Here is a 14386-nt window from a genome sequence, read left to right on the forward strand (position 1 = left end):
TTAGGGGGTCCAGGCTCTTCACAGGAAACGCTCAAGGAGGAAGTCTCATGGCCGAGGAGCAATTACCGCGTTGGTACGCTATGGTTCGAGAAAAACATCCGGGAGTTATGGCCGCTCTAGATGCGCTGGGAGTTGCGGTGCGCCGCGAAGGCCCTCTGGACCATAAGACGGCTCATCTGGTGCAACTGGCGGCGTCGGCCGCCATTCGCTCCCAAGGCGCCGTGCACAGCCATGTGCGGCGGGCGTTGCGCGCAGGAGCGAGCTCAGAGGAGATTGTTCACGCGCTGCTGTTGCTCGTGAGCACCATCGGGTTTCCGTCCGTTTCGGCGGCCCTCAGTTGGGCGCAGGAGGAGCTGGAGAAGGCCTCCTGAGAGATCGCAAAAACCGCGTTCATCTTGATGGATTTTGGTGCCTGGCTGGGATGTGCCGCGCGTGAACGGCATGCTGGCATGCGGAAAATGGCACTGACGGGGGCCGACCAGGGCACAGGCCGGCACGGGGCCGCAGACGGCCAAGCTCAAGCGGGAAAGGGAAATCGGGAGCATGAGTGAGAGCGGGTGGCGATTCTTCAGCGACTTTGACGTGTATCTCTGGAAACAGGGGAATTTTTACCGATCGTGGGAGAAAATGGGAGCTCATCCATGCCGACTGAGCGGCGCGGACGGGGTCCACTTTGCCGTGTGGGCTCCCAATGCGAAAAAGGTCTCGGTGGTGGGGGAGTTCAACGGCTGGGATGAGGCGGCCCATCCCTTGGAGCCTTTCGGAGATACGGGGATTTGGAAAGGATTTGTGCCAGACATCGGTGTGGGCACCCTTTACAAATATGCCATTCGATCGGGCTTCAACGACTATTACGTGCTGAAGTCTGATCCTTACGCCTTTTACGCGGAAAAGCGACCCGGAACGGCTTCCATTGTCTGGGATCTCAGCGCGTATGCGTGGCAAGACAAGGCCTGGATGCAGTCTCGCAAAGACCGCAACTCCCGTTCCGCCCCCATGGCCATCTACGAAGTGCATCTGGGTTCGTGGATGCGGGTGGCCGAAGAAGGGAACCGCTGGCTGACCTACCGGGAACTGGCGCCTCGATTGGCGGCCTATGTTCAAGAGATGGGCTTCACCCACGTGGAGCTTCTGCCGGTGACCGAACATCCCTTGGACGCTTCCTGGGGATACCAGACCACCGGTTATTTTGCCGCCACCAGCCGCTTCGGCACACCCCAGGATTTCATGTACTTTGTGGACACCCTACACCAGCACGGCATCGGGGTCATCGTGGACTGGGTGCCCGCGCATTTTCCCACTGATGAACACGGTTTGGGCTACTTTGACGGCACCCACCTTTACGAACACGCCGACCCGAGACAAGGTTTTCATCCGGATTGGAAATCCTTCATCTACAACTACGGGCGCAACGAAGTTTTAAATTTCCTTATTTCCAGCGCTCTGTTCTGGCTCGACGTCTACCATGTGGATGGGTTGCGGGTGGACGCCGTGGCCTCCATGCTCTACCTGGATTATTCCCGGCGCAATGGGGAATGGATTCCCAACATGTACGGCGGCAACGAGAACCTAGAGGCCATCGCCTTTCTGCGCCGTTTTAATGAGATGGTGTATCGAGAACACCCCGACGCCCTGACCATCGCGGAAGAATCCACGGCCTGGCCCATGGTGTCGCGGCCCACGTACTTGGGAGGGCTGGGGTTCGGCTTCAAATGGAACATGGGCTGGATGCATGACACCCTGCTGTACATGTCCAAAGATCCAGTCCACCGAAAATACCACCACAACCTTTTGACTTTCAGCCTGCTTTACGCGTTTTCGGAAAACTTCATTCTGCCTTTTTCCCACGACGAAGTGGTTCACGGCAAAGCGTCCATGTTGGCCAAGATGCCCGGGGACCTGTGGCAAAAATTCGCCAATTTGAGGCTGCTCTTCGGCTACATGTACGGCCATCCGGGCAAGAAACTCCTGTTCATGGGTTCGGAATTCGGTCAATGGAGCGAATGGAACCATGACGCATCGCTGGATTGGCCCCTGCTGGAGCACGACACGCACAGAGGCGTGCAGCAGTGGGTGCGGGACTTGAACCGGCTTTTGCAATCCGAGCCAGCCCTTTATGAACTGGACAACGAACCGCACGGGTTTGAATGGATCGACTGCAATGACAGCGACCAGAGCACCTTGGTGTTCTTGCGGCGCGGCAAAAGAGTGGAAAACGTCTTGGTGTGTGCCCTGAACTTCACTCCCGTTCCTCGGTTTCCTTATCGCATCGGCGTGCCCTTCGGCGGTTTTTGGCATGAAGTGCTCAACAGCGATGCCGCCGTCTACGGCGGCAGCGGCCAAGGCAATCTGGGAGGCGTGGTCGCCGAGGCCACGCCCTACCACGGCAGGCCCTACTGCTTGACCATCAATTTGCCCCCCCTGGCGGCTGTTTTCTTTAAACCCGGGGAAATTTCCCTTTGACTCCACGGCCTCGACTGATTAATATGCCAACGCCTTGTGCAATCCTTCACGATAGGCATGGGTTTTAGTACTTACGGGGGGGGTATGGCATGGTCAACAGACTGCAAAAAGGGTTAGGTGCGTTGTTTTGGGCCGTCTTTGCGGCGGTGGTGACGAGCCCCGCATGGGCTCTGGCCTCCGAAGCGCAGGCGGCGGTCCCTGAAGTCAACAAGCCGTGGTGGTTCTGGCCTTTGGTTCTTTTGTTTTTTTGCTTTATCCTAGGCATCATTGCCGTGCTGGCCGGCGTGGGCGGCGGCGTGTTGTACGTGCCCCTGGTCAGCGGCTTTTTCCCCTTTCATCTCGACTTTGTTCGGGGCGCCGGGCTTCTGGTGGCTTTGGCTGGGGCTCTTGCGGCAGGTCCGGGGCTTTTGCGGCGTAACCTGGCCAACTTGCGCCTGGCTCTGCCCGTGGCCTTGATCGCTTCCACGTGCGCCATTGCCGGAGCCTTTCTTGGGCTGGCGTTGCCCACCAATGTGGTGCAGATCTGTTTGGGGGCCACCATCGTTTTTATCGCCATTCTTCTGGCAACGTCCAAAAACGTGGAGCGTCCCCAGGTGAAGGCCCAAGACGCTGTCGGGCGGGCTCTGGGCATGAGTGGGGTGTACTACGAAGAGTCCACTCGGGAGGTGGTGGAATGGAAAACGCATCGCACGCTTCCCGGCATGATCCTCTTCATCGTCATTGGTGTCATGGCCGGTATGTTCGGTCTCGGAGCGGGATGGGCCAACGTTCCTGTGCTCAACCTTCTCATGGGCGCTCCCCTCAAGGTGGCCGTGGGCACCAGCAAGTTTCTTCTGTCCATCACAGACACTTCGGCCGCCTGGGTCTATCTCAACAAAGGATGCGTCATTCCGCTCATGGCCATTCCGTCCATCGTGGGCCTGATGCTGGGCTCCTTTGTGGGAGTGCGCATTTTGGCCGTGGCCAAGCCCAAGGTGATCCGGTACCTGGTCATTGGCGTGCTGTTGTTTTCCGGGATCAAGGCCCTTCTGAATGGTTTGGGTATCGGCTAGCGTTGCTGAAACGAAGCGGTTGTGTAGGAATCTGGAGGAGAGAGGTGGACCATGGTGTCGAGGGACAGTGCGAAGGCATCTCCGGAGCAATTGCTCTATGCCGATCTTTTGTTTTACGGTTGCTGGGCCAGTATTTTCATTATGATCATCACGTACGTGATTTACGTCGCGGGATTAGCGAACCCGCACATTCCGTTGGATCAACTGCCCCATCTGTGGCGTCTTCCTGTCGGCGATTTTTTGGCACAATCCGGCGCGCCGCACGGTTGGGGCTGGGCTCTGCTTTTAGGCAAGGGCGACTATTTGAATTTTTTGGGCATCGCCCTTCTGGGAGCCATGACCATTATCGCCTTTGCGACGCTCATTCCAGCGTATGTGCGCCAAAAAGATATGGCTTTCCTTGTCATCGTCATTGTTGAGATGGCGGCTCTTCTGCTGGCGGCTTCAGGCATTCTTGGAGCCGGCGCCCATTAGGGATGAACTGAAGGGTGGAAAGCCGCGCGTGGTGCCAGTTGCCTTCTCGTGAATGGGGAAGTATGGTTGTTGACGGGACGAGAACACCGTCCGCCGTGACATTCGAGAGGTAACCCATTATGCATCCTGCGGCTCCCCCGCTCATTTCCGGACTCTTTTCCAAGCCCATCGAATGCGCCGCGGCGTTCAACGATCTTCCCGACGCTGTGATTTTCCTGTCTAGGCATCGAAGGGTTCTTTACCTGAATCGGGCGGCGGAAGTGCTCACGGGCTTAAGCCACGCGGAAGCTCGAGGTCTTCCGTGCCGTCACGTGGTGCGCAGCAACTTATGTCTCTTGGGATGTCCTTTGACGGAATCCCCATGGGAGGGTGGCGCGCGGTGCCTGGAAGGGGACCTGATCAACAGGGATCGTCGCCGGGTTCCCCTGCGGATCAGCTATGTGGTTTTGAAGGATCTTGAGGGGCGGCTCGCCGGCTTCATGGAGGTTCTGGAAGACCTTCGAGCGTTTCAAGAACTGGAATCGCGGTCAGGCCAGGCGTTCCGCTTCAGTCGCATCATTGGGCGAAGCCCCGCTATGGAGCGGCTCTTTGCCATTCTTCCAGGCATTGCCCAGACGGACTCTTCGGTGCTGATCACCGGAGAGACGGGTACAGGCAAGGATCTTCTCGCCGAAGCCATTCATCAATTGTCCAGCCGGGCCAAAGGACCTTTCGTCAAAGTGAATTGCGGCGCCCTGCCGGAGACGCTTTTGGAGAGCGAACTGTTCGGTCACCAAAAAGGGGCCTTCACCGGGGCCGTGGAAACCAAGCCGGGCCGATTTCGCCTCGCGCACAACGGGACCTTGTTCCTCACCGAGATCGGGGACTTGCCCCTGCCCCTTCAGGTCAAGCTGCTCACTTTCCTGGACGATCATGTCATCTATCCCTTGGGATCCACCAAAGGCATGCGGGTGGATGTGCGCATCATCGCGGCCACACATAGAGACCTTCAAGCCATGGTTCGAGAGGGAAGGTTTCGCCAGGATCTGCTGTATCGATTGAACGTGGTGCGCATGCATATTCCACCGCTTCGAGAACGCGGCGAAGATATTCGGCTGTTGCTGGATCACTTCCCGGCTGCCTTCGTTTCGGATTTTCATAAATATATCAATGGGTTTTCCAAAGACGCGCTGCAATGCCTTTTAGAGTATTCTTATCCGGGAAATGTGCGCGAGCTGAAAAACATCGTAGAATATGCGGTGAATGTGTGTCGGGAGGATACCATTGAGCGGCATCATTTGCCGTCCTACCTGACGGAGGCGCGCGTGAAGCTGATTTCAAACCTTTCGGAAGCGTGGGAATCGAAACCTGCCGAGAACGAGGTGTCCTTGGGGATGCCTCTTGAGGAGAGGGGCGCCGACTGGGGCGAGGTGGAGCGACGCCTTATCTTGAAGGCGCTCATTAAGGCCAAGGGAAGGCGCCATCGAGCAGCGGAGATTCTGGGCTGGGGCCGGTCCACGCTATGGCGCAAGATGAAGCAATATGGGCTCTTGTCGTCGGCATCGGCCGAGTCGGAGCGAGGAGAAGATTCCTAGCATGGCGCGCGTGATCATTCCCCTTTACGGCATGGAAGTGGCACCACGTTTCGACCTGACCTCCGAGGTCTGGATTGGTGTGCAGGGACCCGACGGCCATTTTCTGGAAGAACGCACCGTGGTCATGCCTCAGGCTTCCGCGGAGAATCTTTGTCAGCTTATCCTTTCCGAAGGGGCGGACGTCGTGGTTTGCGGGGGCGTGGAGCAAGAGCATTATGATTATCTGGTATGGAAAAAAAACACGGTCGATGACGACGTGATAGCGGTGCTGGATGCGGCGAAGAAGGCGTTAGAAGAGGGTGGCTTGAGGTCAGGCGCAGTGCTCTTGAAGCGCTCCGTTGAGGAGTGAAGGCATGTTTTGGGATCGGTGGCTTCACCACATGAAGACAACGTTCAGCTTTGAGGTGGATGAGAGCAGTGCCGACCGTTACCGCATTCTTCGTCGCAACCTGATCATCCTCATGGCCGTGATGACCCTTGTGCCGCTGGTGCTGATGGCCGCCATCAACTAATATGAATATCGCAAAGTGCTCCGCTAGGAAGTGGCCAACCCTCTGCGTAACATCGTCAATAAGACGAAACATTCCTTTGAGTTCTTCATTGCTGAGCGCAAATCCGCCGTGAGTTTCATTGCGCGCGCCTATGGGTATCAGGAGCTTGCGGACCCTCTGCGCCTTAATCATATCTATCGTGTGGTCAAACAGGAATTTTCCGGCTTTGTGGACCTGGGTCTGATTAATGCTCGAGGCGTTCAGGTCAATTTCGTCGGTCCCTATGATCTCAAGGACAAGGACTATTCAGACCAGATCTAGTTTCACGAAGTGAGTGTTCGCGGAACCTATGTGAGCGATGTGTTTCTGGGGTATCGTCGATTCCCCCATGTGGTCATCGCCGTGGAACAGACGAATCTTGAAGGGGACCGCTGGATTCTTCGGGCAACCATTGACACGCAAAGGTTCAATGAACTCATCGCCTCCATGGGCCTGGAAGCCGACAGCGACGCCTTTCTCATCAACTGGGATGGCATTTTTCGGACGCCTTCGCGTTTTTATGGGGGTGTTTTGGAAAAATGCCCGTTGCCCGCGCTCCCGATCAGCTATCAAGCCAACGTGACCACGGCCATCGACCCATTGGGCCGCCACGTCTTTTTGGCCTACGCACATTTTGTGCACCCCAATTTTATCCTAGTGGCGGTCAACCCCTAGGAGCCTGTCCGAGAACACTTTTCGGAGGAGCGGCGTTAGCCGCGATGCCTGATCGTGCCTTGCGGCGCTCCTACAATAATGAAATGACAACGGCCCCCAAAAGCCATTCTCAGACGAGCGCCCAAGATCGTGTGCTGAGGAGGTCCGCAGAGAATGCGTCGGCTTGCCTTCTTGACCCTAAGATCTCGCCTTTTTGTCCTCCTGCTGGCCTTGGTTGCGGTCAATTGTGCCGGGGCCGTGATCACCATCTGGACCACATCCCGCACCCTGGAGCTTTCCGAATCGGTGGTCAAAAGGGACGTGCAGGCCTTGCTGGCGGCGGAAAAACTCGGCAGTGCTCTGGTCATGCAAAAAGGCTATGTCACCTACTATTATCTCACGGGCGACGAGCAATGGCTCACGCGGCTCAGAGAACACCAAATGGCCTTTCACCACTGGTTGGGTGTGGCCCAAGAGCGCACGCGCATGGAAGAAGGCCGCCAAATTTTGTACGAGATCGGCGAAGCCTATGCGGACTTTGAAGCGGGCCGGGATCAGGTGATCGCCCTCTATCGAGAAGGGCGCAAAGACGAAGGGGCGCACAGGCACTGGACCGTGCGCGACCAGTTTCACAACATTTACGCCCTTACCAAAAGGTTTAAGAATCTGCACGAGCTGCAGATTCAGCATAACCAAGGCTTGTTTACCCGCAAAGCCCACCGTCTGACTGCGCTGGCACGGGCGGCTTTGCCGGTGGCCCTGCTGGTGGGCGTCAGCCTGGCCGTTGTGTTGTGGAGTCAGATTTTGGAGCCCATTCGCCGGTTGGCCTTTAATCAGGAAAAGGGGATCTTTACGGTACCCGCCGAGGATGCCCGCGATGAAGTGAAGGCGTTGAGTCGGCGCATGCACAGCTTGCTGGAAGACGTGGACCGCGCCCATGAGGAGCTGGAGGAAAGCCGGGAACACCTCATCCAGTCGGAAAAACTGGCCATGGTGGGCAAGCTGGCCGCCAGTGTGGCCCACAGCATTCGCAACCCCCTCACCTCCGTGAAGATGCGGCTTTTCTCCTTGGAAAGGAGCCTCAACCTGGCCCCGACGCAGCGTGAAGACTTTGAGGTGATAGCGGAAGAAATCGGCCACATCGACACCATTGTGGGCAACTTTTTGGAATTCAGCCGCCCGCCGAAACTGAAAATGCAGCCTCTGAGCCTTTCCGACGTGGTGGACATGACCCTGCAACTGCTGAAACACCGGTTGGAATCCTATGGCGTGCGCGTCGAACTGGACCGCAAAGGAAGACTGCCCAAAACGCTGCTGGATCCCGACCAGATGAAGGAGGTCCTGGTCAATCTCATTTTGAATGCCTGCGAGGCCATGGGCGAGGGAGGGCACATACGCATTGTGGAGGAATCGGGCATGATGGGCGACCACGGGTATGTGGTGCTTGTGCGCATCAAGGACAGCGGGCCTGGTATTCCCGATGAGATCAAGGACAAGATCTTTGAGCCTTTCTTCAGCACCAAGGAAGAAGGATCGGGTTTGGGACTGGCCATTGCCAGGAGGATTCTTCAAGATCATTGGGGATGGATTCACGTGCATTCCAAGCCAGGGCAAGGGACCACCTTCGTGGTGGGGCTGCCTTGCGAGGAGCGGGGGCTGTGGCTGAGATCCTGATTGTGGATGACGATCCGCAGTTACGTCAAAGCCTCGGGAAAATCTTGCGCACAGAAGGGCACAGCGTGCGCATGGCCGGATCCGGCGAAGCGGGCCTGGCCGCCGTTCAGGAACGGGTGCCGGATTTGGTGGTCCTGGACGTGCGGTTGCCGGGCATGTCGGGCTTGGAAACCTTCAAGGCTATCAAAGCCGTGGACCCCAAACTGCCCGTAATCGTCATGACGGCTTACGGCACCACGGAAACGGCCATTGAAGCCACGAAAATGGGCGCCTTTGACTACGTGCTGAAACCCTTCAATATTCCGGCCCTGCTCGATCTGGTGTCCCAGGCCCTCAAAGCCGGTCGTTTCATGCGCAGCAAAGTGGCGGTGGATGCTCAGCCTGCATCCCCTCAGGAAGATGCGCTCATCGGCCGCAGTCGAGCCATGCAGGACGTCTTTAAGGCCATCGGGCGTGTGGCTTGTACCGACGCCACGGTGGTGATTCGTAGTGAGTCCGGGACCGGAAAGGAACTAGTGGCACGAGCCATCGACCAACACAGCCACAGGTCTTCCGGACCCTTTATGGTTATCAACTGTGTCGCCATTCCCGAAACGCTGTTGGAAAGCGAACTCTTCGGCTACGAAAAAGGAGCCTTTACCGGAGCGGTCAATCGCCGCATGGGCAAGGTGGAACAGGCCCATCATGGCACATTGTTTCTGGACCAAATCGCTGACATGCCCGTGAGCATTCAGGCCAAGATTCTGCGGTTGCTTCAAGAGCGCAGCATCGAACACCAGGGCGGGCGGCGACCCATTCCCGTGGATGTGCGCATCATTGCGGCCACCAATAGAAACCTGGAAGAGGCGGTGGCACAAGGGCGTTTTCGAGACGATCTCTTTTACCGATTGAATGTGGTGGCCTTGACGCTGCCGCCTTTGCGAGAGCGACGGGAGGATATTCCGCTGCTGGCGGAGTATTTTCTCAGTCGCTATGCTGCGGAAATGGGGGTGGCTAATCCCGGGATCACGCAGGACGCCCTGCAGTGTCTGATGTCCATGGACTGGCTGGGAAACGTGCGCCAGCTGGCCAACGTGATCCGCAAGGCGCTGATTTTCAATCGCGGGTTTCCTTTAGAAAATGCCGACGTGCGCCGTGCCGTGGGGGGAAGAACCCAATGGTGAAGAGCTGTCCAAAGGGGTCAAGGATCTTGCTGGACTGACTGCGGCGCTGGACCAGTGGATTCTTCACCAGCTAAGGCACGGTGTGGCCGAGAGGCTTTTTGACGCCCTTGTGGACGACTTTAGTGCGCGCGTCATTCGCCTAGCCCTGGAAATGACCAAGGGCAATCGCACCCATGCAGCCAGGCTTTTGGGCGTCTCCCGGCCGACTCTTTTGGCGCGTATGGAAAAGTACGGCATTCGTGTGGAAGCCGCCGTAGCCTCTTGAGGCTTTCTGCAGGCCGCAGCCCTTACTGTTTTTCGGGTTTCCCGCGTGCCGACCACATCCTGCGCACCACCTTTTCCAGATCTTCCATGCGGTACGGTTTGGCGATGCCAGCCTGGAAACCGTAGGCTTGAGGCCGGGACAGGACGGGGTCGGTGGAGTACCCGGTGGAGGCGACGGCGCGCACGTGAGGATCCAGGGCCTTGAGCTTTTTGACGACTTCCCGACCCCCGACGCCCCCCGGCACGGTCAGGTCCAGGATGACGCCGTCAAAAGGTTTTCCCTCGGCCAGGGCTTGCTGGTAGCGCGCAAAAACCTCCATGCCTTCCGCCGTCGCCTCGCTTTCAAAGCCCAGGTGTTCCAGCACGGCCAAAAGCACGTCCCGCACGATAGGGTCATCGTCCATGATCAGAATACGGCCGGTGCCTCGAAAAGGTTTGAGGTTTTCGGGAACTTCGGCCGCGTCGGCTGCCTGCTGGGATGCCGGAAGGTAAAAGGTCACACGCGTTCCTTGGCCGACGCGGGAGCGCACGGTTATGTGACCATCGTGCCGTTTGACGATGGAATAAGCCGTGGGCAATCCCAGGCCGCTCCCTTCCTTCTTGCTGGTAAAGTACGGATCGAAAATAGCATCCATGTGTTCTTCCGGAATGCCAATCCCGTGATCTTCAACGGACACCGCCACATAGCGACCAGGACGCAGCGGCAGATCGGCGCCTTCTTCCACAAGAATGTTTTGCGCCTCCACCGTCACGGTGCCTCCATGCGGCATGGCCTGATGGGAGTTGATAACCAAGTTTTGCAGGACCTGACTGATCTGAGCGGCGTCGTAGTCCACCAGCCACAAGTCCTCAGGAAGATCAAACCGAGCTTGAGAGGGCGTGCCACGCAGAGAAAACTCCGTGCAGTCCCGAATCAGATCCTGCAAGGACCCTGTTTTCTTGACGGGCGCTCCACCCTTGGCAAAGGTGAGCAACTGGCGCGTGAGCTCCTGGGCTCTGAGGCATGCTTTTTCTACGTGATCCAAACGATCGCCAGTGGGGGGCTCCGTTCTTGATGGCATGTTTGATGAGGGAAATATGGCCGAGAATGCCTGTGAGAATGTTGTTGAAGTCGTGGGCGATGCCTCCCGCCAGAAGCCCCAAGGATTCCAGTTTTTGGGCTCGAAGCCGTTCCTGTTCGGCGAGTTTCCGGTCGCTGATGTCCTGCACAAAAGTCCAGATGGAATCTGGGGTGCTATCGGGCCTTCGATGAAGATACATCCGCACTTCCACATCCAAAAGAGAACCATCTTTTCGAATGAGCTGCTTTTCAAATTTATCCGAGAAGCCTCGTTCCATGAGCTGCCGGCGCATGTTTCGTGAAATGGCGTCAAAACGCTGCGGCGGCGTCATATCCCGGCATGGTACGCCGATGATTTCCTGAGGATTGTCGTATCCCAGCATCGAAGCAAAGGGACCGTTGCACTCCAAAATCACGCCCTGAAAGTCCGTGCGCACATAGCCGTCCCTGCTGCGTTCGTACAGCTCCCTGTAGCGCCGCTCCGATTCCGCGAGCCGAGCCTGGGCTTCTCGGCGTGCTCTGAGTTCTTCGTGAAGCCGAGCGTTGGCTTCCTTAAGTTCCGCCGTCTTTCTGGCCACTTCCCTTTCCAAATGCCGCGCGGCCTGATCCAGGATGGCATCGGAGCGTTGTTTTTGCACCATGGCGCCCACAAGATGCGCCGCCGTCTTTAAGGCGTCGATTTCCACGGAGGTCCATCGCCTGGGCAGGACACAGTCGTCAAAGCCCATGAACCCCCAGAGAGCACCGTTGACGAAAATGGGAGCGGCAACCAACGAAATGATGTCTTGGGCTTTCAAAACGGAGCGCTCCGAAGGTGGAAATTCTTCAATAAGGCCGTAAATGGGTTCCCCTAGCAAAAAGGTTTCGAGCCATCGGGAAAAACCGCCTTCCACGTAAGGAAAATTTTGCAAGTCCGGATTGTCCTTTTGCGAAGAGATGCCTTCCGCCGTCCATTCATACCTTTGGCTGGTGAACCAAGTGCCGTCGGAGGCGCGGTAATTTTCAAACACGTAGACGCGGCTTACCTGGGCGGCTTCCCCGAGTCTGCCCAACACTTTTTCCAGAGGCACGTCGCTTCGAGAATGCAGAAGAAAGTATTCAGCAGCATAGGCTACAGCTTGCAAAATCGTGTCCCGGTTGGCCAAGGATTGTTCCAGGACCTTCCTTTCCGTAATGTCGTGCAAAACGCCGTGAAGCTGCCGCGTGCCGTCGGAGGCGTGCACCACCCTGGCCCGGTCCAGCACCCAACGAATGTGCCCGTCGTGGCTGACGAGCCGATATTCACAGGACAAAGGCTGAGACTCTTTCAAAGCACGACGCCGTTCGGCCAGAACCCGATCCCTGTCTTCGGGATGCAGGCACGCATGCCACGATTGTTGAGAAGGCTCAAGAGCCGTCTCCGGATGGGTCAGCATCCACTGCAGCTGAGGGCTCATATAACAGGCACCGCCCTCGTCATCGAGGGTGTCACAATAGACCACAGCCGGAATGTGCTCCAGGAGGCCTTGATAGGAGAGCTTTTCTTTCACACCTTGGGACAAATCTCTTTTGGCTCCTTCCTGCCGGCCCTTGAATGTCACCCTACGTCTCTGCATGCGCCCTCTCCTCCATGTTCGCGCCAGTTCTGACCGGCATTCTCAGAGCCCTGCCCCGTCCTTGTCAGGGCATGACCTGCCGACGTGACCAAATTTGGCGAAATACCACGCCTTGTCAACTCTCATCGCACGAGAGGTCTAGAAAATTTGAAGGGCCGTCAGGTTTTTTACACTTTGTCCGTTCTTTTGCTTGTTGTGGCATCGGTTCGCCGCCCTGCTACGCGCCTTCCCGATTGGGCTTGCCTGACGATTATCAACAAGAGGCATTCATACACAGGTTGGCAGGCGTGATCCGTCTTGGCGGCTTGCTCCAGTCCACCGGTGGGCCTTGCCCGAATCCTGTCGAAGATCGACCTTTCCCGTCGAAGAGATTCACCCCGCCACCAAGCAGACCAGCCTTTACAAAGGTGACCTTGATGCCTGCCCGGCATTTTCGGACTGCCAGAACGCGGTCCCTTCGGTGTTCAGGGCCTTGGGCCACCTTGCATTCCGGGCGCGCGATTTTCCTTTAATGGTGCAGATCTTGCCGCATGAAAAAGTGGATCTTGCCCTGTGCCGCACAGCCGGCTTTTCGACTTCCAAGGCGATGGGCGTCCTGGGGACAAGCTTGGGGAAGGGGCTGCTCCATGGATGAGCGGCATGAGGTGCTTTAAAAGCTCTGAGGCAAGGAGGGCAGAGATGATGCCTGTCAAGCAACTCAAATCATGTCGTTTCTTTTTGGTTTTCAGCGATGAGGAACTGGAAAAGATCGCCCAGGTGACGCAAAAGAAAAGCCTGAAAAAGGGGAATGTAGTCTACAGAAACGGGGAAACAGCTGGGCATTTTTTCATCGCGAGCAAAGGATTAGTCAGTCTTCGAGAGTTCCAACCTGGAGACACGGTGGGGATTGCCTTTGAAACTCGAGGTCCTGGGGAGATCTTTGGCGTGGCGTCCTTGATGCCGTCAAAGACATACACTCTCACGGCGGTATGCCAGGAGGATACGGAACTTTTTGTTGAGTATCTCTTACAGCATCATGACCAAGCTGGGAGGGCGCATCGAAGTGCGCAACGGTGCTCGAGGGGGCGCCATCTTTGTCATGAACCTTCCGCTGCGCGCGCCCGGAGCATCTCCCATCGGGTAGCCAAGGGGCGCGATTCGCTATCGCGCCTTGCGGCGCTCCGACAGTTCCAAGCGTAAAGGACGTGGCCCAAGCATGTGGGACAGGCTCCTTGCTGTTTGCGCGAGTGACACGGCCACATCGGGCTGCAATGAATCTTTTCGAATGAGCTTTCAAAAGGGAGGTTTGACGCTATGCACCGCCCACCGTACCGTGTGTTGGTTGTGGACGACGAGCTGGATTTTTTGGAAACCCTTGTGAGGCGCCTGGAAAAAACGGCAGGTGGCGGCCGTAGGTGTCACCGGTGGTCGCGAAGCCTTGGATAAACTCTCGCAGCACTCCGTGGATGTGGTGGTCTTGGATGTGCGCATGCCCGGCATGGACGGCCTTGAAGTGCTTCAAGAGATCAAGAAACGCTGGCCTCTCGTGGAAGTGATCCTGCTCACCGGGCACGCCTCGGTGGAATCCGGGCTTCAGGGCATGGAACTGCGGGCCTTTGACTATGTGATGAAACCCTGCAAGTTAACAGAATTGTTACCGAAGATTGAGCAGGCTTACGAGCGCAAGTGCCCTCGCGAAAAGGCTCGCCAGTGAAGCCGCTCCGGCAAGCATGAGCAGGGTATGGGCGACCAGGGCCAGTACCCCGGCGCAGAGGGGGGGTCACGACCCATCCGAAACCGATCTTCAACGCCACGCGCCTGTTGATGGTTTCCAAACCTTTGACAAATCCGATGCCCACTACAGCTCCCACCACGGCCTGCGGCGACGATACGGGCACCCCCCA

Annotated in this window: 14 protein-coding genes and 3 pseudogenes; 14 read left to right on the forward strand and 3 right to left on the reverse strand. The window is 57.2% G+C overall.

The window, feature by feature from the left end; translation table 11 throughout:
- Window positions 1–47 precede the first annotated feature (47 nt).
- The 11 genes and pseudogenes from ACUVSA_RS04980 (at window position 48) to ACUVSA_RS05030 (ending at window position 9849) form a co-directional block, all read left to right on the forward strand.
- Window positions 48–371, forward strand: a complete 324-nt coding sequence (locus ACUVSA_RS04980; RefSeq protein WP_445891645.1) for a carboxymuconolactone decarboxylase family protein — start codon at window positions 48–50, stop codon at window positions 369–371.
- A gap of 172 nt (window positions 372–543) precedes the next feature.
- Window positions 544–2463 (forward strand): 1,4-alpha-glucan branching protein GlgB, encoded by a 1920-nt coding sequence (gene glgB, locus ACUVSA_RS04985; protein ID WP_445894005.1) that lies wholly within the window; start codon window positions 544–546, stop codon window positions 2461–2463.
- Window positions 2464–2552: 89 nt separating this feature from the next.
- Window positions 2553–3515: a sulfite exporter TauE/SafE family protein gene (locus ACUVSA_RS04990; protein ID WP_445894006.1), complete on the forward strand. Its 963-nt coding sequence runs from the start codon at window positions 2553–2555 to the stop codon at window positions 3513–3515.
- Window positions 3516–3566: 51 nt separating this feature from the next.
- Window positions 3567–3989 (forward strand): DUF1634 domain-containing protein, encoded by a 423-nt coding sequence (locus ACUVSA_RS04995; RefSeq protein ID WP_445891642.1) that lies wholly within the window; start codon window positions 3567–3569, stop codon window positions 3987–3989.
- A 119-nt stretch (window positions 3990–4108) separates the two neighbouring features.
- Window positions 4109–5563 (forward strand): sigma-54 interaction domain-containing protein, encoded by a 1455-nt coding sequence (locus ACUVSA_RS05000; RefSeq protein WP_445894007.1) that lies wholly within the window; start codon window positions 4109–4111, stop codon window positions 5561–5563.
- Between the two features lies 1 nt (window position 5564).
- Entirely contained in the window at window positions 5565–5912 is a 348-nt protein-coding gene (locus ACUVSA_RS05005) for a dinitrogenase iron-molybdenum cofactor biosynthesis protein (protein ID WP_445894008.1), read from the forward strand.
- A gap of 4 nt (window positions 5913–5916) precedes the next feature.
- The gene (locus ACUVSA_RS05010; RefSeq protein WP_445894009.1) at window positions 5917–6075 is read left to right on the forward strand and encodes a hypothetical protein; all 159 of its coding nucleotides are present in this window, start codon (window positions 5917–5919) and stop codon (window positions 6073–6075) included.
- 30 nt (window positions 6076–6105) lie between these two features.
- Window positions 6106–6375: a hypothetical protein gene (locus ACUVSA_RS05015; protein WP_445894010.1), complete on the forward strand. Its 270-nt coding sequence runs from the start codon at window positions 6106–6108 to the stop codon at window positions 6373–6375.
- Window positions 6376–6384: 9 nt separating this feature from the next.
- Complete coding sequence (locus ACUVSA_RS05020; protein ID WP_445894011.1) at window positions 6385–6768, forward strand: hypothetical protein; 384 nt, start codon at window positions 6385–6387, stop codon at window positions 6766–6768.
- Window positions 6769–6921: 153 nt separating this feature from the next.
- A complete protein-coding gene (locus ACUVSA_RS05025; RefSeq protein WP_445894012.1) occupies window positions 6922–8421 on the forward strand; it encodes an ATP-binding protein in 1500 nt (499 codons plus the stop codon).
- A pseudogene (locus ACUVSA_RS05030) lies at window positions 8406–9849 on the forward strand (sigma-54-dependent transcriptional regulator). Before ACUVSA_RS05025 ends, ACUVSA_RS05030 begins: the two are co-directional and overlap by 16 nt.
- Window positions 9850–9871: 22 nt before the next feature.
- Here the strand turns inward: ACUVSA_RS05030 and ACUVSA_RS05035 are convergent.
- Together ACUVSA_RS05035 and ACUVSA_RS05040 are read right to left on the reverse strand one after the other, a co-directional pair.
- Window positions 9872–10774 (reverse strand): ATP-binding protein, encoded by a 903-nt coding sequence (locus tag ACUVSA_RS05035; protein ID WP_445894013.1) that lies wholly within the window; start codon window positions 10772–10774, stop codon window positions 9872–9874.
- Window positions 10707–12503: a PAS domain S-box protein gene (locus ACUVSA_RS05040; protein WP_445894014.1), complete on the reverse strand. Its 1797-nt coding sequence runs from the start codon at window positions 12501–12503 to the stop codon at window positions 10707–10709. Before ACUVSA_RS05040 ends, ACUVSA_RS05035 begins: the two co-directional genes overlap by 68 nt.
- Window positions 12504–13184: 681 nt before the next feature.
- On the opposite strand from ACUVSA_RS05040, the pseudogene ACUVSA_RS05045 reads away from it, so the two are divergent.
- From ACUVSA_RS05045 to ACUVSA_RS05055, 3 genes and pseudogenes are all read left to right on the forward strand, one after another.
- Window positions 13185–13439: pseudogene (locus ACUVSA_RS05045) on the forward strand (cyclic nucleotide-binding domain-containing protein); the annotation flags it as partial.
- 55 nt (window positions 13440–13494) lie between these two features.
- The gene (locus ACUVSA_RS05050) at window positions 13495–13626 is read left to right on the forward strand and encodes a hypothetical protein (protein ID WP_445894095.1); all 132 of its coding nucleotides are present in this window, start codon (window positions 13495–13497) and stop codon (window positions 13624–13626) included.
- A gap of 258 nt (window positions 13627–13884) precedes the next feature.
- On the forward strand, window positions 13885–14196 hold the full coding sequence (locus ACUVSA_RS05055) for a response regulator (protein ID WP_445894015.1): 312 nt from the start codon (window positions 13885–13887) through the stop codon (window positions 14194–14196).
- A gap of 115 nt (window positions 14197–14311) precedes the next feature.
- On the opposite strand, the pseudogene ACUVSA_RS05060 reads toward ACUVSA_RS05055, so the two are convergent.
- Window positions 14312–14380: pseudogene (locus ACUVSA_RS05060) on the reverse strand (inorganic phosphate transporter); the annotation flags it as partial.
- Between the last annotated feature and the right edge of the window lie 6 nt (window positions 14381–14386).

It is taken from the genome of Desulfosoma sp., from assembly GCF_052743555.1.

What these genes read in the sequence shown, in the direction of transcription:
- ACUVSA_RS04980 (WP_445891645.1), top strand. Translation starts at nt 48, where the DNA reads ATGGCCGAGGAGCAATTACCGCGTTGGTACGCTATGGTTCGAGAAAAA.
- glgB (WP_445894005.1), top strand. Translation starts at nt 544, where the DNA reads ATGAGTGAGAGCGGGTGGCGATTCTTCAGCGACTTTGACGTGTATCTC.
- ACUVSA_RS04990 (WP_445894006.1), top strand. Translation starts at nt 2,553, where the DNA reads ATGGTCAACAGACTGCAAAAAGGGTTAGGTGCGTTGTTTTGGGCCGTC.
- ACUVSA_RS04995 (WP_445891642.1), top strand. Translation starts at nt 3,567, where the DNA reads ATGGTGTCGAGGGACAGTGCGAAGGCATCTCCGGAGCAATTGCTCTAT.
- ACUVSA_RS05000 (WP_445894007.1), top strand. Translation starts at nt 4,109, where the DNA reads ATGCATCCTGCGGCTCCCCCGCTCATTTCCGGACTCTTTTCCAAGCCC.
- ACUVSA_RS05005 (WP_445894008.1), top strand. Translation starts at nt 5,565, where the DNA reads ATGGCGCGCGTGATCATTCCCCTTTACGGCATGGAAGTGGCACCACGT.
- ACUVSA_RS05010 (WP_445894009.1), top strand. Translation starts at nt 5,917, where the DNA reads ATGTTTTGGGATCGGTGGCTTCACCACATGAAGACAACGTTCAGCTTT.
- ACUVSA_RS05025 (WP_445894012.1), top strand. Translation starts at nt 6,922, where the DNA reads ATGCGTCGGCTTGCCTTCTTGACCCTAAGATCTCGCCTTTTTGTCCTC.
- ACUVSA_RS05040 (WP_445894014.1), bottom strand. Translation starts at nt 12,503, where the DNA reads ATGCAGAGACGTAGGGTGACATTCAAGGGCCGGCAGGAAGGAGCCAAA.